Origin of the sequence: Marinobacter sp. es.042, from assembly GCF_900188315.1 — a bacterium.
Taxonomy (GTDB): domain Bacteria; phylum Pseudomonadota; class Gammaproteobacteria; order Pseudomonadales; family Oleiphilaceae; genus Marinobacter.
Map to the genome: position 1 here is coordinate 872,270 of NZ_LT897781.1, position 17,763 is coordinate 890,032.

The 17,763-nt window shown below is 57.8% G+C and carries 17 protein-coding genes; 14 read left to right on the forward strand and 3 right to left on the reverse strand.

Going from position 1 to position 17,763, the window contains the following annotated elements:
• Window positions 1–10: 10 nt before the first annotated feature.
• The 5 genes from CFB02_RS04200 to CFB02_RS04220 all read left to right on the forward strand — a co-directional run bounded on the left by CFB02_RS04200 (window position 11) and on the right by CFB02_RS04220 (window position 3,202).
• Complete coding sequence (locus tag CFB02_RS04200; RefSeq protein WP_088556996.1) at window positions 11–316, forward strand: hypothetical protein; 306 nt, start codon at window positions 11–13, stop codon at window positions 314–316.
• A gap of 139 nt (window positions 317–455) precedes the next feature.
• Complete coding sequence (locus CFB02_RS04205) at window positions 456–1,163, forward strand: MotA/TolQ/ExbB proton channel family protein (RefSeq protein ID WP_088556997.1); 708 nt, start codon at window positions 456–458, stop codon at window positions 1,161–1,163.
• A 25-nt stretch (window positions 1,164–1,188) separates the two neighbouring features.
• Window positions 1,189–1,701 carry an ExbD/TolR family protein gene (locus tag CFB02_RS04210; protein WP_088556998.1) on the forward strand — a complete coding sequence of 171 codons (513 nt, stop codon included), beginning with the start codon at window positions 1,189–1,191 and terminating at the stop codon, window positions 1,699–1,701.
• Window positions 1,698–2,198, forward strand: a complete 501-nt coding sequence (locus CFB02_RS04215; protein WP_008174676.1) for an ExbD/TolR family protein — start codon at window positions 1,698–1,700, stop codon at window positions 2,196–2,198. The genes CFB02_RS04210 and CFB02_RS04215 overlap by 4 nt, the downstream gene beginning before the upstream one ends.
• Window positions 2,199–2,200: 2 nt before the next feature.
• Complete coding sequence (locus CFB02_RS04220) at window positions 2,201–3,202, forward strand: AgmX/PglI C-terminal domain-containing protein (protein ID WP_088556999.1); 1,002 nt, start codon at window positions 2,201–2,203, stop codon at window positions 3,200–3,202.
• Window positions 3,203–3,226: 24 nt separating this feature from the next.
• On the opposite strand, the gene CFB02_RS04225 is transcribed toward CFB02_RS04220, so the two are convergent.
• From CFB02_RS04225 to CFB02_RS04235, 3 genes are all read right to left on the reverse strand, one after another.
• Complete coding sequence (locus CFB02_RS04225; protein ID WP_008174680.1) at window positions 3,227–4,591, reverse strand: sodium:solute symporter family transporter; 1,365 nt, start codon at window positions 4,589–4,591, stop codon at window positions 3,227–3,229.
• A gap of 99 nt (window positions 4,592–4,690) precedes the next feature.
• On the reverse strand, window positions 4,691–6,493 hold the full coding sequence (locus CFB02_RS04230; RefSeq protein ID WP_088557000.1) for a PHA/PHB synthase family protein: 1,803 nt from the start codon (window positions 6,491–6,493) through the stop codon (window positions 4,691–4,693).
• A 9-nt stretch (window positions 6,494–6,502) separates the two neighbouring features.
• Complete coding sequence (locus CFB02_RS04235) at window positions 6,503–6,835, reverse strand: phasin family protein (RefSeq protein WP_008174685.1); 333 nt, start codon at window positions 6,833–6,835, stop codon at window positions 6,503–6,505.
• Window positions 6,836–6,978: 143 nt separating this feature from the next.
• On the opposite strand from CFB02_RS04235, the gene CFB02_RS04240 reads away from it, so the two are divergent.
• From CFB02_RS04240 to CFB02_RS04280, 9 genes are all read left to right on the forward strand, one after another.
• Window positions 6,979–7,299: a TraR/DksA family transcriptional regulator gene (locus tag CFB02_RS04240; RefSeq protein ID WP_008174687.1), complete on the forward strand. Its 321-nt coding sequence runs from the start codon at window positions 6,979–6,981 to the stop codon at window positions 7,297–7,299.
• An 8-nt stretch (window positions 7,300–7,307) separates the two neighbouring features.
• Window positions 7,308–8,039, forward strand: a complete 732-nt coding sequence (locus CFB02_RS04245) for an ABC transporter ATP-binding protein (RefSeq protein ID WP_088557001.1) — start codon at window positions 7,308–7,310, stop codon at window positions 8,037–8,039.
• A 21-nt stretch (window positions 8,040–8,060) separates the two neighbouring features.
• Window positions 8,061–10,442, forward strand: a complete 2,382-nt coding sequence (locus CFB02_RS04250; protein WP_088557002.1) for an ABC transporter permease — start codon at window positions 8,061–8,063, stop codon at window positions 10,440–10,442.
• Between the two features lie 32 nt (window positions 10,443–10,474).
• Complete coding sequence (locus CFB02_RS04255; protein WP_088557003.1) at window positions 10,475–11,680, forward strand: efflux RND transporter periplasmic adaptor subunit; 1,206 nt, start codon at window positions 10,475–10,477, stop codon at window positions 11,678–11,680.
• 98 nt (window positions 11,681–11,778) lie between these two features.
• On the forward strand, window positions 11,779–13,527 hold the full coding sequence (locus tag CFB02_RS04260; protein ID WP_088557004.1) for an N-acyl-D-amino-acid deacylase family protein: 1,749 nt from the start codon (window positions 11,779–11,781) through the stop codon (window positions 13,525–13,527).
• Between the two features lie 20 nt (window positions 13,528–13,547).
• The gene (locus CFB02_RS04265) at window positions 13,548–14,153 is read left to right on the forward strand and encodes a DUF2238 domain-containing protein (protein ID WP_088557005.1); all 606 of its coding nucleotides are present in this window, start codon (window positions 13,548–13,550) and stop codon (window positions 14,151–14,153) included.
• Between the two features lie 50 nt (window positions 14,154–14,203).
• The gene (locus tag CFB02_RS04270; RefSeq protein ID WP_088559160.1) at window positions 14,204–15,670 is read left to right on the forward strand and encodes an SLC13 family permease; all 1,467 of its coding nucleotides are present in this window, start codon (window positions 14,204–14,206) and stop codon (window positions 15,668–15,670) included.
• A gap of 206 nt (window positions 15,671–15,876) precedes the next feature.
• Complete coding sequence (locus tag CFB02_RS04275; RefSeq protein WP_088557006.1) at window positions 15,877–16,677, forward strand: C39 family peptidase; 801 nt, start codon at window positions 15,877–15,879, stop codon at window positions 16,675–16,677.
• Window positions 16,678–16,732: 55 nt separating this feature from the next.
• Window positions 16,733–17,743 carry a flagellar protein FilC gene (locus CFB02_RS04280; RefSeq protein WP_088557007.1) on the forward strand — a complete coding sequence of 337 codons (1,011 nt, stop codon included), beginning with the start codon at window positions 16,733–16,735 and terminating at the stop codon, window positions 17,741–17,743.
• Window positions 17,744–17,763 lie beyond the last annotated feature (20 nt).

Here is a 17,763-nt window from a genome sequence, read left to right on the forward strand (position 1 = left end):
ACTATGTGATATGAAACGTCTTGCGCTAATCGCTCTGGCAGTTTCCACGCCGTTGCCCACGGCGCCGATGGTCTTCGCCCAGGACGCCCCGGGTGTGGTTACCATTGAGGGCACAAGAATCCGTGGCGATCAGGAAGTGCCCACGGTGATGTACCTGGTGCCCTGGCAGCCACCGGAAGTGGACGAGTTGCGTGCGCCAGAAGAACGCCTGATGGTTGATCAGGGTCTCCGGCCATTGGAACGCTATGAGTTCCAGCGTTTTATCAAGTACCACGAAGCGTTTATCAAACAGACCCAGGCCAGCACAGGGCAGTAGAGTGTGATGCCTGTCACGTCATGAGTGTGTTCCTGCGCAAGATTAAACAAACCCTCACACAGACTTTCGCGAACTTACCCTTGCAGGGCAGTGACGCGCTTAGACTGATCTGAAAACCGGACCATGGAGTGCCCAGAAAATGATCGATACCGCCGTTCGCTTCTTCCAGGAAGGTGGCTTTTTTATGTTTCCGATTGCCGTTGTGCTGATTGTCGGACTCATTGTTGCCATTGAACGTTACATTTACCTTTCCGCCCAGAAACTGACCAACCGTCGGGACTTCAACCGCCTGCATCAGATGATCGCCAAGCGTGACCTGAAGGGCGCCCTGAACTACACCCAGGAATCCGGTAGTGCCATGTCGACCATGATCGGCTTCGGCCTCCAGCGCCTGGCTCGCCGCCAGGGTCGTGAAGAGATCGAATACGCGATGGAGGAGGGGTTGCTGGATGTGATGCCGCGGCTGGAAAAGCGCACCCAGTATCTGGCAACGCTGGCCAACATTGCCACGCTGCTTGGTCTGCTGGGTACCATTATCGGGTTGATTGCAGCGTTTACGGCGGTAGCTGCAGCGGATCCGGCCCAGAAGGCGAGTCTTCTGTCCCAGAGTATCTCGGTTGCCATGAACACCACCGCCTTCGGCCTTATGTCTGCTATCCCAATGCTGCTGATCCACTCACTGCTGCAGACCAAGACCAATGAGATCGTCGATAGCTTTGAGATGGCGGGCATCAAGGTCCTGAACCTCCTCAGCGATGGTTCCGGTAGTAAGACCGCCGCTCAACCGCAGGGACAGAATGCCGCTGCGCCGGCACAGGTAGCGACTCCGGCCGGTAGCCCGGCCTGATAACCAGCCAGAAGGATGTCAGGCCATGAGACGGAAACATCGTCGCCTACAAAGTGAGGCCGATCTCGACATCACGCCCTTCATGAATCTCATGATTGTGCTGGTGCCGGTACTGCTGCTGAATATGGTGTTCGCCCACACCAGCGTTCTGGAACTCAACTTCCCGACCGGTGAGAGCCTGTCGGCCGAGCAGGCGGAAGAGCTGCAGATCCAGGTGGTGATCTATGAGGATCGCCTGGTCGTTGCGGATAACCAGGGCGGCGTAATCAAGAACATCCCCCAGCGCGAGGGCGAGTATGATTTCGTTCTGCTCAAGGATGTCATGAAGGAAATCAAGAGCCGTGTGCCCGACAAGAAGGATGTGATTATTATGCCGTCCCGGCAGACGTCCTATCAGTCTCTGGTCTCGGTGATGGACACGGTGCGCTCATACGAGGCGGTTGTGGCTGGTAGTGTGGTTGAAGCGGAGCTGTTCCCCGAGATCTCTCTCGGCGATGCGCCCGCACAGCCTTCGGGATCCGCGGAGGTGAGTTCATGAAAGAATCTGCCAAGGCCCGCCGCCAGAAACGCCATTACCGGCGCAATAAAAGCCAGGGAAAGATGAACCTGGTCTCGTTGATGGATATCTTCACCATCCTGGTGTTCTTCCTGATGGTGAACTCCTCCTCCGACGTACAGGTATTGAACCAGAACAACACTATCAAACTGCCGGATTCCACCGCTCAGCAACCCCCCGGTGATGTCTTGGCCCTGACCGTCACAGACCGGGATATCCTGGTGAACGGTCGGCTGGTAGTGAAACGCGACGCCTTCCAGACGTTTGACGGACAGGTGGAGCCTGCCCTGAAGCAGGAACTGGACTATCAGGCCAGTCGCTCGTCGGCACCTGCCCCGGATGCGGGTCGACCCATTACCATTCTTGCAGACCGCGAACTGCCCTACGAGCTGCTGAAAAAAATCATGTCCACCTGTGTGGACGCCGGTTACGCCAGTATTTCCCTGGCGGTTAATCAGCGTGCGGAACAGGGAGCCTGACCATGATGGATTATCGGTACGGATTGCCCTGGAATCAGGAGCGTGGTGAACGTAAGCGGTTGTTGGCCGCCGCTGTTTTTGTGATGCCATTGTTCCTTGCAATTGCAGGTTATGTCAGCTGGGTAGAGCTGCCAGAACGTGACAGGCAGGAACAGGAAGCTCTGCCGCCTCAGCTGGCCAAGCTGATCATCGAGAAAAAGGAGCCCCCAAAACCGGTGATGCCCGAGCCGGAGCCCGAACCGCCGAAGCCTGAGGAAAAGCCGGTGGAACAGGCCAAACCAGAGCCCAAGCCGGAGCCGGTTCCTGAACCGGTGATGCCGGAACCCGAGCCGGAGCCTCAGGTAGCCGAAAAACCGGAGCCCAAGTCAGAACCCAAGCCTGAAGAGGTCGCCAAGGCGCGGGAGAAGGCAAAGAATACCGGTATTCTGGCCATGGGGAACGAACTGAAGAAACTCAGTTCGCTGGCGGAGTCGGTCAAGCTCGATGGTCCGGTTGCCAATACAGCAGAACCTATTGCCCGCAAAACCGGTGATACTTTGGCCTCGCGCGCGACCGCGAGCGCGAAGAGCAGTGGGGTAAACGAGGAAGCGCTCAATCGGGAGGCCGGTCAGGTCGCCCTGGCCGAACGCCAGCGCGCGGAAGTTGCCGAAGCAGAGAGAGTTGCTGCGGTGAAAGAGGCGGCACGCAAGGAACAGCAGGAAACTGCGGCCAGAACCCGGAGCAAGGAAGAGTTGCGCCGGACCATGGATGCCAACAAATCCGCGATCTACAGCATCTACAACCGGGAGCTTCGGCGCAAACCGTCGCTGCAGGGAAGTATTACCCCGGAGTTGGTCATTGAGCCGAGCGGTGCAGTATCGAGTTGTTCGGTGGTGGAATCTACACTCAATGAGCCGGCGCTGGAGAGCAAGATCTGCAATCGTCTGAGGTTGGTGGATTTCGGGGCCCGACCGGGCGTTGATCAAACCAAGATCCGTTATCCGATCGAATTGCTGTCCAGCTAGGGCGCTGGACAGCAAGGAAGCCGCTCAGCGTTTCCGGGTTGTGGTCGCGATCACGACACTGACCAGTCCGGAGCCTACCAGGGCACCAACGAAAGGCATCAGGGTGGGAATGCTGCCGGGGAAGCTGGCAGCTTCCAATCCGGCCATCAGGCTGCCACCGGTAATCCATCCGGGCAGAATCGCGCCGAAAAGTCCCGCCAGACAGCCCAGGATCGCCGCCCTCGTGGTCATTTTTCCCCAGAGCCCCATCAGTACAGGCAGAACCGCCGTGGCGCAAAGCAGGTCTGCGATCAAAAATAGCCGCAGCACGGAAATCCCCTGAAGTGCCACCAGAACCACAGGAATCATCAGCAGCACGGTAAACCATCGGGCACTGACAATGGACAACCCCTGTTTTTCGGTAACCGCCAGCGACGCAAGTGCGTTCTGCAGGGTATCCACCGAGGATGCCACGAGTGTGATGGCCAGGATCAGAGCCGGTAAAGCGAGCCAGGCCGGGGCATCCGCGAGCAAGGCAAAAAACGGAATCGGCGGGCTGCCAAGGTCGGCGCCGCTCATGGCCGCCAGTATTCCCAGCCCGCCAACCACAGCGACAACGGCGATGGTAACCACCCCGCCCAGCAACGCTCCGCGGCTCAGGGCGTCCGTATCGCGAGCCGACCATAAACGCTGCCAGTATCCCTGGTGGAACAGGTTGGCGGCGGTGACAGCAATCACCAGGGTCAGCGCCACGCTCAGGGCCGCCGACGCGGGGATATCCGGTAGCGCTGCAGGTGCTGCGTCCGGAAGCTTGCCTACGGCAACAAAACTGACGATAGCCAGCAAGCCGATCAGTAACAGTGCCTGCCATTGGTCGGTAACGATGCTGGCCCTGAGACCACCAACAGCGGTGTATACCAGCGTGGTTATGGCAACGCCAATGACCACAATGCCGCCATCAATACCGGAAAGCAGCGACGTTATGGCACCAATGGCAGTAAGCTCCGCGGTCAGAAAGCAAAGCATGTAGAGCACCGAGATCGTCGAAACGTAGCGGCGTACGCCATTGCCATAACAAGCGTTGGCGAATTCGCCGATGCTGCGTCCCTCCGGAAGGAAGCGGCGAATAGCGGGGCCACAGAAGGCGAACACGATAAACGGCAAGGCGGCGCCCAGGGCATAGCCAGCCAGAGCCAGAGGGCCGACCAGTGCGCCAACCTCAGGCGGGGCAAACAGAATCCAGCCGCCCATGCCGGAAGCGAGGAAAGACAGTCCGAGGGCCCTGGCTCCCTGACTGTTTCTTGCCGTTACATAGTCATCCAGTCCGCCGTCGGCGAGACGGGCTCTCAGTCCGAGCCAGGCAAACAGGATCATGGCGACCACGATCGCCGCGAGGGTGGTATAAAACATCGGGAGGTTCTCCGCCGTTCATCAAGCGGGCCATAGTGCCACAACGGCGGAAGCGGGGCGAGATACGTTGGCCCGCAGGAATGCGGGCCAAGCAGAGGTCTACTGCTTCAAGGCCTCCGCAGCTTTGACTTTGACGTAGCTGCCGGGTGCGTCCTCAATCGCAGGAAGTTTCCCTTCGCCGGGGATGCGAGCCGGCACGTCGCCGTCTGAGAAACGGGCAATCCACTCGAGCCAGTGGGGCCACCAGGATCCCGGATGGTGTTCGGACTTCTCGAACCAGGCGTCTGCATCCGGCACCAGGGTGTCATTGGTCCAGTAGCCGTACTTTTCCTTGTAGGGCGGGTTGATCACGCCAGCGATATGGCCGGAGCCGGAGAGCACAAAGCGGACATCACCGCCGTGGGCCAGCGCCCCTTTGTAGGTGGTTTTCCATTTAGCGATGTGATCCTGTCTGGCGGACAGGAAAAAAGAGGGTACATCGATTTCGGACAGATTGATGGACTCGCCGAGCAGGCTCAGGGAGTCTGGCTGTACCAGACGATTATTCAGGTACATCTGGCGCAGATAATAACTGTGCATTCGCGCTGGCAGGTTGGTGCCATCGGTGTTCCAGTACAGCAGGTCAAAAGCCGCGGGCTTCTGGCCTTTAAGGTAGTTATTGGTCCAGAACGACCAGAACAGCTCGTTTTCTCTCAACAGGTTAAACGTGAACGCCATAGCGCGACCGTCCAGGTAGCCTTTGCGCTCCAGCATTTTCTCAATACCCCGGATCGAGTGATCGTTGATGAAGACACCGATTCCGCCAGGGTCCGAGAAGTCCAGAAGTGTCGTCAGGTAGGTAGCACTGGCCACCGGATTACGGCCTTTTTTCTTGAGCCAGGCCAATGTTGAGCCCAGCAGGGTGCCACCGATGCAATAGCCGATCAGATTCATCTGATCTTCGCCGGTGGCTTCGGTAACCGCATCCATGGCAGCCAGTGGCCCCAGTTCCATGTAGTCTTCCCAGCCTTTGTCCCGCAGGGAGGGCCCGGGATTTCGCCAGGAAATAATAAAAACAGTCTGTCCCTGGTTGACCAACCACTGGATAAAGGAGTTCCTGGCCGTGAGGTCCAGGATGTAATACTTGTTGATCCATGGCGGAACAATCAGCAATGGGCGTTTGCTGACGGTTTCAGTTGTCGGCGAGTACTGGATCAACTGCATCAGTTCGTTCTGGAACACCACCTTGCCCGGGGTGGTTGCCAGGTTACGTCCCACCTCAAAGGCAGAGCGATCAGTCATGCCAACATTGAACAGGGACGGATTCTGGCGCAGGTCTTCGATCAGCTGCCGTCCACCGTCGATCAGGTTCATCCCTTTGCGTTCCCAGGTAATCCTGAGCACTTCCGGATTCGTGGCCGGGAAATTCGAGGGTGACAGTGCGCTGGTCAGATGCCGGGCGTAGAACAGCATCTGGTCCCGTCCTGCCGGGGGAATCCCTTCCATGCTGGCCGCCCAGTTCAGAAAGGCCTGTGAGTTGATCAGATAGGCTTGGTGGAGGACATCAAAAGGCAGATGCTTGTGCCACTCCTCGGCCTGGAAGCGTCGGTCGTCGGCCTCTGGTTCGACAACGGGCTTCTTGTCCTTGCCCACGAGCCGTGCAAGGGTGTAGTACCCCAGCGCGGCATGTTTGCGGGCCAGATCCAGTTCCGCGCCTGCAAACCGGAGCGGGTGCAGGAGCAGGTCCTCGGCCATTGTGCGGTAGGCATCGGACATTTCCGTTATCGTGGAGAGCGTTGCCGCATCCAGGACGCCAGTATCTCCCAATGCTTTCTCCAGTTGCTGCTGTCCCTGGCGGACGTTGGTTTCGAAGCCGTTGACGAGCTGACCTACGGCTTTCCCGAGCGTATCCAGACCGAACATAACTATCCCTTATTTGGCGGTTTTCGGGCCGGGTTTGGCCGATGCCTCGGGTGCTTTCTCGAACACCTTCTGAATCTGCTCCCTGCTTTCGTTGAAGTAGTCCTGCCAGGCTTTCCAGTCTGCGGTGAACTGCTCGCTCAGTGATTTCAGGGTTTCCGCCTGGTCGCCAGTCAGGCTTTTCAGGCTCTCCAGATCACGGACCTCAGACACCTTTTTAGCCTGCTCCATGGTGACATCGGCATAACGTCGGAAGGCGTTCATCTGCATTTCTGCGGCCTTGCCAAATTGCTCGAAAAGGGTCTCGTTCAGACGGGTTGCTTTTTCGAAAAGCTCGGTGTTCATGGTCACAACTCCTTTGCGTATGGATTTGATGGAATTCTATTCTGCCCCATCCTGCGTGACGCAATTTTGACAAGCATCAATCCCGGGTTCGGCTTATGCTTTACTGTAGGAACATGTTTTCCCGGCAAGGCAGGAGACGCCATATGACCAACCGGAAATCAGAACTTGAAACACTGAGAGCCGACCTGACGGCCAGACTTTCCCGTTATGAGGCGCATCAGCATCGGGAAGGGGGCGCGTTAGACAAGGATTTCGAGGAGCAGGCTACCCAGACCCAGAACGACGAAGTGGTCGATTCGCTGGAAACCGAAACCCGTTCCGAACTCGCTCAGATTGAACATGCACTGGCTCGGATTGATAACGGTGTGGGCGACGAATGCGAATCCTGCGGCGAGGCCATTGACCCACGCCGCTTGCAGGTTCTGCCCTATACCACGGTTTGCGTGGACTGTGCCGAAGACTGAGTGACACCATGGAGCCACTGCAGGCATCCACGACCGGCTCGGCCGTATTCCAGACCCGGGGCCTGACGAAAACCTATGATCAGGGTGAGGTTCAGGTTCATGCCCTCCGTGGCGTAGATCTGGATCTCTATGGCGGCGAACTGGTCGTCATGCTGGGCGCTTCCGGTTCTGGCAAATCCACACTCCTTAACATTCTTGGCGGGCTGGATGTGCCATCGACCGGCGAGGTCCGGTATCGGGATTTTGATCTCAGTGCTGCCGGCGACCGCGAACTCACCCGTTATCGCCGTGAACACGTGGGTTTCGTGTTCCAGTTCTATAATCTCATTCCCAGCCTCACCGCCAGGGAAAATGTGGCGGCAGTGACCGAGATAGCGACAAATCCAATGACGCCGGAAGAGGCACTTGAACTGGTTGGGCTCAAGAGCCGCATTGACCATTTTCCGGCCCAGCTTTCCGGTGGCGAACAGCAGCGCGTTGCCATTGCCCGGGCTATTGCCAAACGACCGGATGTACTCCTGTGCGACGAGCCAACCGGCGCCCTCGATTCCGCCACCGGCGTATTGGTGCTCGAGGCACTGGACAAAGCCAACCGGGAGACCGGCACGACTACCGTTATCATTACCCACAATGCTTCCATCGCCGGCATGGCGGATCGCGTGATAACGCTCTCGGACGGCAACATCAGCGGTGAGCGTCTTAATGAACGTCGCCAGGATCCCCGCACATTGTCCTGGTAACGGTACTGAAGAGTAACAGCCATGTCCCCGAAGGGATTGAACACGGTTCTGAACGTAAAGTTACGGCGGGAACTCTGGCAGATGCGCGGTCAGGTACTGGCCATCGCACTGGTTATTGCCGGAGGCGTGGGCGTGTGCGTGATGTCTCTCGTGAACTATTCATCGCTGTTGGCAACCAGAGCCCAGTATTACGAACAACACGAATTTGCCGAGGTCTTTGCGCCGGTTAAACGGGCCCCACGTCATACTCTCAAGGACATCGCTGCGCTGCCTGGTATCGCCAGGTACGAGGGGAGGGTCGAAGGCGCTGCGAAACTGCAAATACCCGGGTTCCCGGATCCGGTGTCGGCTCGCCTGGTGTCTGTTCCGCCGGAAGGTCAGCCTGACGTCAACCGCCTTTTTATTCGCCAGGGACGGCTCCCGGTTGCTGGTCGAAGCCAGGAGATCGCAGTTATCGGAAGCTTTGCCGAAGCGCATGAGTTGGTTCTGGGAGATCAGTTTGAAGCCATTATCAACGGCCGCCGGCAGGCTCTTACGGTAACCGGCATTGTTGAGTCACCGGAATTCATCTACGTCATTCCTCCGGGCGGTATGCTGCCGGACTATCAGCGGTATGGTGTTCTCTGGATGAACAGAGAGTCCCTGGAATCCGCCATGGATATGCGGGGCGCTTTCAACAGCCTGGCGGTGACGCTCAAACCTGGCCATTCTGCTGCATCCGTCATTGATGCTCTGGATCGGTTGCTGGCCCGATATGGGGCAACGGGGGCTTTTGGCCGGGACGACCAGTTTTCCCACCGTTTTCTGAGTGACGAGCTCAATCAGCTGAAAACCATGGCGACGGTTTTCCCCCTCATTTTCATGAGTGTCGCCATGTTTTTGTTGAATGTGGTGATTGGCCGTCTGATCAGCACCCAGCGGGATATCGTCGCGGTACTCAAGGCCTTCGGCTATAGCAACCGTCAGATCGCCTGGCATTACAGCAAACTGGTCATCGTGATCGCCGTCATCGGTTTGCTGGCGGGGCTTGGCCTCGGCCTATGGCTTGGACGCTCTCTCGGCGAACTGTACATGGATTATTACCGCTTTCCGGGGCTGTTGTTTCGCATTGACCCTGCATGGGTTGGGCTGCTGGGGTTGATGACAATTGTGGTCGCCTGGCTCGGTGCCTGGCGAGCCATCAGTCAGGCAGCGGCACTGCCGCCCGCTGAAGTTATGAGGCCTGAGGGGCCCGCCAGATACCGGGTGACCATAGTGGAAAAGCTCCTCTCGGGAATCCGTTTCGCCCAGCCCTCCCGAATGATCGTGCGCCAGCTCTCCCGTCGTCCGGTCCGGACCCTGTTATCGATGACTGGGGTCGCCATGGCCACTGCCATCGTGATGGTGGGCAACTTCCAGTTCGATTCGGTGTCCCTGATGGTTCACACGCAGTTTGCACGGGTTCAGCAACAGGATCTGTCCGCGACCTTTATTGATCCGGTGAACAGCGCGGCGTTGTTCGGCTTGCAGCGGCAAGCCGGGATACGTTACGTGGAGGGGCGACGCTCGGTCCCGGCACGTCTTGTTTCCGGCCATCGGGAGTGGCGAAGCGCAGTCACCGGAATACCCTCCGAGGCGCGCCTGCAATTTGTCATCGACAGTGACCTACAGCCGGTTCCGCTCCCCAGGGAGGGGTTGTTGTTGACCGATTTTCTGGCCGATGAACTGGGTGTCGGTCCAGGGGATGTTCTGCAGCTGGAGCTCCTGGAGGGCGACCGCCGAACGGTTATGGTTCCTGTCGCCGGTATCACCAGCGAGTTTCTCGGGGTTGGTGCCTACATGGATCTGGATGCCCTTAACCGGGCACTGGGGGACGGGCCCCTGATCAATCAGGCCCTGATCAACCTGGATCCGGACAAGGCTTCGGAAGTTTATAACAGTCTTCGCGAAACCCCGGGAGTGCTTGGCCTGAGCATCCGGCAGGCCATGCTCGACAGCTTCTACGACACCCTGGCGAGAACCTTCCTGACGTTCACCTTTTTTAACAGCCTGATGGGCGGAATCATCGCTTTTGGAGTGGTCTACAACACGATCCGGATTTCACTGGCGGAAAAAGGTCGGGAGTTGGCGAGCCTGAGAGTGCTGGGATACACCCAGAATGAAGTTGCGCATATATTGTTGGGAGAGGTTGCGCTCTTGCTGTTTCTGGGCATTCCCCTTGGTTGGCTGATTGGCCAGGGTCTGGCACTCATGATTGTTACTGCCATGCAAACCGAACTGTACCGGGTGCCCTTGACGATCACCAGCCAGACACTTGGCATGTCCGCGTTGGTCGTGGTGGTATCGGCAATCGCTTCCGGGGTGATTGCCTGGTGGCGCCTGAAAGCGCTGGATCTGGTGGCGGTGTTGAAAACACGGGAATAGATTTGGAAGCAACCAGGGAGTGAGCTGAGGTTATGGCGAAAAAAGGGTTTGCCGGAAAATGGTTATTCTGGGGCGTGTTTGTAATGCTCGCCAGTGTTGCAGTTGTGGTCACGATCCGACCCGATCCGGTCTGGGTGGATCTGGCGCCGGCAACCCGTGGCCCCATGGAAATCACTATCAAGGAGGAGGGCAAAACGCGGGTGCGTGACCGATACGTGGTTTCATCACCGGTTGCCGGCTATCTGCACAGGGTATTGCTGGAAGTGGGGGATCCGGTGATTCCGGGAGAGCTGCTGACGGAGGTGGACCCCATGCCTGCCAGCACCCTCGATGCCCGCAGCCGGGCAGAAGCAGAGGCCAAGGTACAGTCGGCCCGTTCAGCGCTCAATTCCACCCGTCAAAAAGTCGCAGCCGCTGAGGCCGATGCAGATCTGGCGGAGCGGGAACTGGCTCGTCTGCAGGCGCTGAGTGATGACCATTTTGTTTCCGACGAGCGTTTGCAGCAGGCCCGGGCCGCTGCGGCCAGAACCCGGGCCATTCTGCGTTCCGCCCGCTTTGACGAGGAAGTGATGGCCCATGAACTGGCAGCGGCCAGAACCCGACTTGAAGTGTCTGCTGCTCGGGCTAATGGCGACGGCGCGGTTGAACGTGTGCCGGTAAGATCTCCGGTGAATGGCTCAGTCCTCGGCATTGTCCGAAAAAGCGAGGGCGTCGTTCAGGCCGGTGAATCCATTCTGGAACTCGGCGATCCCGGGGCGCTTGAGGTGGTCGTTGATGTGTTGAGCTTTGATGCCGTGAACCTCAGGCCGGGTATTGTGGCGCGACTCAATGGCTGGGGCGGAGGCACCCTCGATGCCGTTGTCCGGCGGGTTGAGCCCGTTGGATTCGAAGACGTGTCGGCCCTTGGCGTGGAAGAGAGGCGCGTGCAAGTCGTTGCGGACATCGTCAGCCCTCCGGATGCCTGGCAAAGCCTGGGGGACGGCTATCGGGTAGACGCCGAGTTTCTGCTCTGGCGTTCCGACAATGTCCTTCAGGTTCCGGAATCCGCCATCTTTGTCAGTGATGGGCAGCACCAGGTATTCCGCGTTGTCGATGACATTGCGGTTCTGACAGACGTGTCGGTCGGTCGCACAAACGGGTTTCATACAGTAATCCAGGAAGGATTGAGTGAGGCAGACAACGTCGTCCGACACCCGGATCGTCAGCTTGAAGACGGCAGCCGTATCCGTCTTCGTTAATGGCCTGCATTGCACGGTCCGCGGGCTAAAATGAGAGGACATATCACGTTTGGCTGGCTAGACTGACGGCACATAAAAACAAAAAGGAGACTGGCACGGTGAACCAGTTCGATACGCTTATTGTCGGCGGCCGCTACTTTGACGGTACCGGCGGCCCCTCACGCATCGCCCATGTTGGAGTCAAAGATGGCCGGGTTGCCGGAGTCCTTGACCAGCCGCCCGAACCCGGCCTTGCGACGCGCACGATTGACGCCAGTGGTTGCTGGGTGACGCCGGGATTTCTCGATACCCATACCCATTACGATGCCGAGTTGTTGGTAGCGCCGTCTCTGTCTGAATCCGTGCGTCACGGTGTCACCACGGTGCTGATCGGCAGTTGTTCCCTGAGCATGGTCTGTTCCGATCCGGAGGACGCCTCGGATATTTTTACCCGGGTGGAAACGGTCCCGAGGGAAAAAGTGCTGCCCATTCTGAAGCAGCACAAGTCCTGGCAGACACCAAAAGAGTGGGTGGCGTTCATGGACCAGCATCCACTGGGGCCCAATGTCATCAGCTTTCTCGGCCACAGTGATCTGAGAGCCGCCGTGATGGGTCTTCATCGCGCCACCGACAGGAACGTGACGCCGACTCCCGAAGAACAGCAAAAAATGGAGGCTCTGCTGGAGGAGGCGCTGCAGGAAGGATTCCTCGGTCTTTCCACCATGTGCCTGAAATGGGACAAGGTGGACGGTGATCGGGAGTGGTCCAAGAGCCTGCCAAGCACCTACGCCCGCTGGCGGGAGGTGAGCCGTCTGAATGCACTGTTGCGCCGTTACGGGCGGGTGCACCAGGGCGCACCGAATGCGGCCAATCCGTTGCAGGTAACACAGTACCTGAAAGAGACCCTGGGCTGGTTGAGAAAGCCCCTGAAAACAACCCTCATTGCGATGATCGACCTCAAGGGAAACCCCACGGTCAAACCCATGGCCAGTCTGGTCGGATGGCTGGCCAACAGCTTTGGTGGTAATTTTCGCTGGCAGCTGCTCCCGACACCGTTCACGGTCTATGCCGATGGCATGGATATCGTGCTTTTCGAAGAATTCGGTGCTGGTGAAATGGCCCTGGATATTCGGGATCAGCTTGAGCGCAACGATCTCCTCAAGGACGAACAGTACCGCCGGAAATTCCGGAAATTCTATAAGGAGAAGCTCTCTCCGCGCGTTTGGCAGCGGGATTTCGGTGATGCTGTCATTCTCGATTGCCCGGACAAGAGTGTCGTCGGGCGAAACTTCGCTGAACTGGCGGCAGACCGCGGCATCCATGTTGTCGATTTCTTCCTCGACATGGTGGTGGCCCATGGACGTTCGCTGCGCTGGTTTACCACGGTGGGGAATCACAGAAAGGATAGGCTCCGAAAAATGGTGACCAATCCCGGCGCGCTGATCACCTTCTCAGATGCCGGCGCCCACATCCGGAATATGGCCTTCTACAACTTGCCGCTTCGGTTTCTGAAGCTCGTTAATGAAAGCCACGACGAGGGCGAGCCGATCATGTCCCTCGAACGTGCCGTGCACCGATTGACCGGCGAACAGGCAGATTGGCTTGGCGTTAATGCAGGTCATATCAGGGTAGGGGACCGGGCCGATATAACGGTACTTGATCCCCGTGGCCTTGATCAGGATCTGGAGCAGGTTGAATGGGGCGAGATGGAAAACTTCGGACTGGAAAGAATGGTTAACCGTGTCCCTGGTTGTGTCAGAGAGGTGCTGATCAATGGCCGGCCTGCGGTAACGAATGGTGAGGTGCAACCTGCGTTGGGCAGGGAATCTGGATACGGACACTTCCTGCGCGCCGGGGCGTCTGGATAACCACGAACAAAAGGAAACTTATGAGCCAGCGATTTGCGCCCGCAGTCTGGGTGGTGGTCTTTCTTGCTGTATTTGTCTGGTCTGCCATCGGGCCCACGGATCGGGCCACGTGGGTTCTGGAAGTGCTGCCTGCCGCCGTTGGTTTCGCAGCGGTTGTCTGGTGTTTCTTCCGTTATCCACTCACGCCGCTGGTTTATGTGTTGATTCTGGTGCATGCCATCATTTTGATGGTTGGCGGGCACTATACCTATGCGGAGGTACCTTTGTTCGACTGGTTTCGGGAATGGTTTGACTGGGAGCGTAACAACTACGACAAGCTTGGCCATCTGGCGCAGGGCTTTATCCCCGCAATGGTCGCCAGGGAAGTGGTCATTCGTTTCGAGGTGTTCTCCAGTCGCCGCTGGGCTGCATTTTTTATTGTCTGCTTCTGCCTTGCGGTGAGCGCCTTTTACGAGTTGATCGAATGGTGGGTGGCCTTGCTCAGCGACGAAGCCGCCGAGGCATTTCTGGGCACCCAGGGTTACGTCTGGGACACTCAGTCGGATATGGCCTGGGCGTTGTCCGGGGCCATCCTGGCCCTTATCCTGCTCGGGCGTTTTCATGATCGCCAGCTTCAGGAGCTATGACGCTGTGCCGCGAGCTGGAGTGGAATGTCTGATTAATGGAACAGGACTGTATGTCGGAAGAACTCAATGCTGACAACCAACCGGAGGGAATGCCCCGCAGCCAGGTGATCGGGCTCATCCTCGGAGCCGCGTTTCTTCTGGCGACTATTCTCCTTCCACCTCCTGAAACCATGTCTGGGCAAGCATGGTCCGCCCTCGGATTGATGCTGCTCATGGCGATCTGGTGGTCCACCGAGGCCATTCCGATCCCCGCCACTGCCCTGTTACCGATCGTGCTGGTTCCCGCGCTTGGGCTTGGAACAGTTGGTGAAGCCACCGAGCCCTATGCCAATCCAATCATTTTCCTGTTCCTGGGGGGATTTACCCTCGGGCTTGCGATGCAGAGGTGGAACCTGCACCGGCGAATCGCCCTGATGACGCTGAAGGCTGTGGGTAGCAAGCCCCGACGCCAGATTGCCGGATTCATGCTGGCCACGGCCTTTCTGAGCATGTGGGTCAGCAATACGGCAACCGCCATTATGATGCTGCCGATTGGTCTGTCGGTGGTAGCCATGATGGATGCCAACGATAACCCTGAGGGCGTTCGGCGTTATGCCACGGCCCTGCTGCTGGCTATTGCCTATTCTGCCAGTATCGGTGGCATTGCCACACTCATTGGCACACCGCCAAATGCCCTGCTGGCCGCCTACCTGAGCGAAAACCAGGGGGTCTCCGTGGGCTTTGCCCAATGGATGCTTCTTGGCGTTCCGGTAACGAGCGTAATGCTGGTTCTGGCGTGGTGGTGGCTGACCCGCCGGGACTTCGGTCTTGGCAAGTCTGGCGACGGTGGCAAGGCTATTCGGCAAGAACTTGAGGCTTTGGGCTCGCTCGGAAAGGGCGAAAAGCTTGTGGCGCTGGTGTTCCTGATCACTGCAAGTGCCTGGATCTTCAGGCCCCTGTTATCCGACAGCTTGATGCCCTGGCTAAGCGACACCGGCATTGCCATTGCTGCGGCCATCGCCATGTTCTTGATCCCGGTGAATACCCGCAACCGTGAATTTCTGCTGGACTGGGAAACTGCAAAGGGTATTCCCTGGGGCGTACTGCTCCTGTTTGGCGGGGGGCTGGCCATGGCCGGCGTGATCAGCAGTTCGGGCCTTGCGGAGTGGATCGCCCAAAGTCTCGGAGTGGCCGGCGCCCTGCCGATGCTCGTCATGATCCTGCTGGTGGTTGGCGTGATCATTTTCCTGACCGAAGTTACCAGCAATACAGCGACTGCGGCGGCGTTTCTGCCGTTGCTGGGGGCGCTGGCCCTTAGTCAGGGGGTGTCGCCGTTGCTACTGACAGTACCGGCTGCAATTGCCGCCAGTTGTGCCTTCATGATGCCGGTGGCTACCCCGCCCAATGCCATCGTGTTCTCCAGTGGCCACATGCAGATCGGCGACATGATCAGAGCCGGGTTCGCCCTGAACCTGCTCGGCATTGTGGTGGTGACTGTCCTGAGCTATCTGCTACTCGGAGTGGTCTTTACCCTTTGACCTTCATCAGGCCCGGCAACCGGGCCTGCCGCCTTATTCCTCCCGATGTCTTGAAGCAGTTCTCAATTCCCCTCCGTAAGGCCCCTCCTGCAGCGACAGATTTGAGGCACAGTTATCTTTAAGGGCGCAGGCTTTTCGGTATCTTACCGTAACAACATGTAACCCGATGAATAACGGGGCCAATAAAAACAGGGACTTCGTCTGACATGCTGCTGGTGCTCGCTGGATCCATTCTTACATTCACCATGGTGCAGGAAGCCACCGTGGTGGAGCCTTTTGAGAAGGGTCAGATTGTTATTGAGCAGGACGTGGATTCTAGCCCGATAAAGTTGCGATCGGATGTCAGGATCGAGCCACTGGTGGAGCAGAAGTTCCGCACCATCGTTCGTCAGGCCTATGACTACAGCTGCGGAAGTGCAGCGCTGACCACCGTGCTGAATTTCTACCTGGGTCGGACCCTGTCGGAACGTCAGGTCATGGAGGGGCTGCTTCATTACGGCGAGAGCGAACGTATCGTGGAACGTCGCGCCTTTTCCATGCTGGATATGAAGCGACTGGTGACAGCGCTCGGTTATCCCTCAGGCGGCTTCCGGGCGACAATTGATGACCTCAAGGATCTTGATCACCCGGCGATCGTGCCCATCCATCACGCGGGTTTCAAACACTTCGTGGTGTTGAGGACGATTCGCGACGGACGTGCCTATCTGGCAGACCCCTCGGTAGGGAATATCTCCTTCACGCTGGCTCAGTTCGAGGAAAAGTGGGACGACAATGTGCTCTTCATCGTCTTCCCGGGCAGCGATAAGCCACTGGACAATCTCGAGCTGAAGGAAGAAGACCTTCGCTTTGTGGATGACCAGACAATGACCCTTCTGGCGCTGGAAAGGATACCGGCGTTTCACGAGTCCACCCAGCGGCGGATCCAGAATCTGCTCGAACGCCAGAAAAACAATCCCGACGGCAGTGTGGAAAACACCCGAAAGCAGTTGCACTACCGTCGGAACTAATTCACCGGGCAATCCCCGGGGTCAGGAACACTACAAATAAAATAAGGGAGTCAGGATGAATCGTTGGTTTCTGCGAGGTTTTATCCTTGTTTCCACGGCAGGTCTGCTTCCGGGCATGGCCCTGGCGCAGGAAGGGAGTGTGGATCAGGCGCGGGAAGCCCTGGCCAAACAAGAGGGCGACGAAGATGCGTCGCAACAACTGGAGGAAGTGTTCCAGGCTGCCGAGAAGAACTATTCGTTGCAGAAAAAGGGCTCTCATTCCCTGAATTACTCGTTCGATTATTCCTACACCGCGGACCAGCGGCTGGACCTGGAAATTACCGGTGGATCGGTGAGAAACCTGGACGTGGTGCCGTCAGCAACCCACAGTTTTACGAACTCTTTTTCCTACGATTATGGTCTGCTCGATAACCTGACAGTGGGAACCCGAATTCCGCTGGTGGTTAAATATGACACGCAGGACGAGCTCAATATTTACGATTTCGGCGACATTTCGTTCACGGCGCGCTGGCAGCCGTTTGCCTATGTGCCCGGTAAGATGTCGACAACACTGTTCGGAACCCTGTCCACCAAGACCGGCGTCAGCCCCTATGAGATCGATATCGGTGAGCAGCTGTCCACCGGAAGTGGCTACTATTCGGTCGGTGGTGGCGCGAGTTTTTCCAAAGTCCTTGACCCTGTGGTGGTGTTTGGTTCGGTCAGTGCCACCTATAACCTACCGGCCGAAAACTTGCAGCAGGTTCGTGGGGCTCGGTTGCTGACAGAAGTGGACCCTGGTTTTGGGTTGTCCGGTTCCGCGGGCTTCGCCTACTCTCTGTCCTACGATATTTCATTAAGCATCTCCGCCCAGCTCAGCTATAGCGATGAAACTATTCTGAACTTCTCGGTTGGCGACCCGGCTTTTGCCCAGGACCAGATGACGGGTTTCCTGAGCATGTCCCTGGGGACGCGGGTCAGCGACACCACCATCGTGAATACCAGTCTCGGGATTGGCCTGACCGAGGACGCCCCGGACTTTTCTCTCGGGGTCTCCCTGCCCATTAACTTCTCCGGTCTCAAAGAGTGATTGGTGTTGTTGACGATCTA

What these genes read in the sequence shown, in the direction of transcription:
- CFB02_RS04200 (WP_088556996.1), top strand. Translation starts at nt 11, where the DNA reads ATGAAACGTCTTGCGCTAATCGCTCTGGCAGTTTCCACGCCGTTGCCC.
- CFB02_RS04255 (WP_088557003.1), top strand. Translation starts at nt 10,475, where the DNA reads ATGGCGAAAAAAGGGTTTGCCGGAAAATGGTTATTCTGGGGCGTGTTT.
- CFB02_RS04265 (WP_088557005.1), top strand. Translation starts at nt 13,548, where the DNA reads ATGAGCCAGCGATTTGCGCCCGCAGTCTGGGTGGTGGTCTTTCTTGCT.
- CFB02_RS04275 (WP_088557006.1), top strand. Translation starts at nt 15,877, where the DNA reads ATGCTGCTGGTGCTCGCTGGATCCATTCTTACATTCACCATGGTGCAG.
- CFB02_RS04245 (WP_088557001.1), top strand. Translation starts at nt 7,308, where the DNA reads ATGGAGCCACTGCAGGCATCCACGACCGGCTCGGCCGTATTCCAGACC.
- CFB02_RS04215 (WP_008174676.1), top strand. Translation starts at nt 1,698, where the DNA reads ATGAAAGAATCTGCCAAGGCCCGCCGCCAGAAACGCCATTACCGGCGC.
- CFB02_RS04210 (WP_088556998.1), top strand. Translation starts at nt 1,189, where the DNA reads ATGAGACGGAAACATCGTCGCCTACAAAGTGAGGCCGATCTCGACATC.
- CFB02_RS04205 (WP_088556997.1), top strand. Translation starts at nt 456, where the DNA reads ATGATCGATACCGCCGTTCGCTTCTTCCAGGAAGGTGGCTTTTTTATG.
- CFB02_RS04250 (WP_088557002.1), top strand. Translation starts at nt 8,061, where the DNA reads ATGTCCCCGAAGGGATTGAACACGGTTCTGAACGTAAAGTTACGGCGG.
- CFB02_RS04230 (WP_088557000.1), bottom strand. Translation starts at nt 6,493, where the DNA reads ATGTTCGGTCTGGATACGCTCGGGAAAGCCGTAGGTCAGCTCGTCAAC.
- CFB02_RS04220 (WP_088556999.1), top strand. Translation starts at nt 2,201, where the DNA reads ATGATGGATTATCGGTACGGATTGCCCTGGAATCAGGAGCGTGGTGAA.
- CFB02_RS04235 (WP_008174685.1), bottom strand. Translation starts at nt 6,835, where the DNA reads ATGAACACCGAGCTTTTCGAAAAAGCAACCCGTCTGAACGAGACCCTT.
- CFB02_RS04240 (WP_008174687.1), top strand. Translation starts at nt 6,979, where the DNA reads ATGACCAACCGGAAATCAGAACTTGAAACACTGAGAGCCGACCTGACG.
- CFB02_RS04270 (WP_088559160.1), top strand. Translation starts at nt 14,204, where the DNA reads ATGTCGGAAGAACTCAATGCTGACAACCAACCGGAGGGAATGCCCCGC.
- CFB02_RS04280 (WP_088557007.1), top strand. Translation starts at nt 16,733, where the DNA reads ATGAATCGTTGGTTTCTGCGAGGTTTTATCCTTGTTTCCACGGCAGGT.
- CFB02_RS04225 (WP_008174680.1), bottom strand. Translation starts at nt 4,591, where the DNA reads ATGTTTTATACCACCCTCGCGGCGATCGTGGTCGCCATGATCCTGTTT.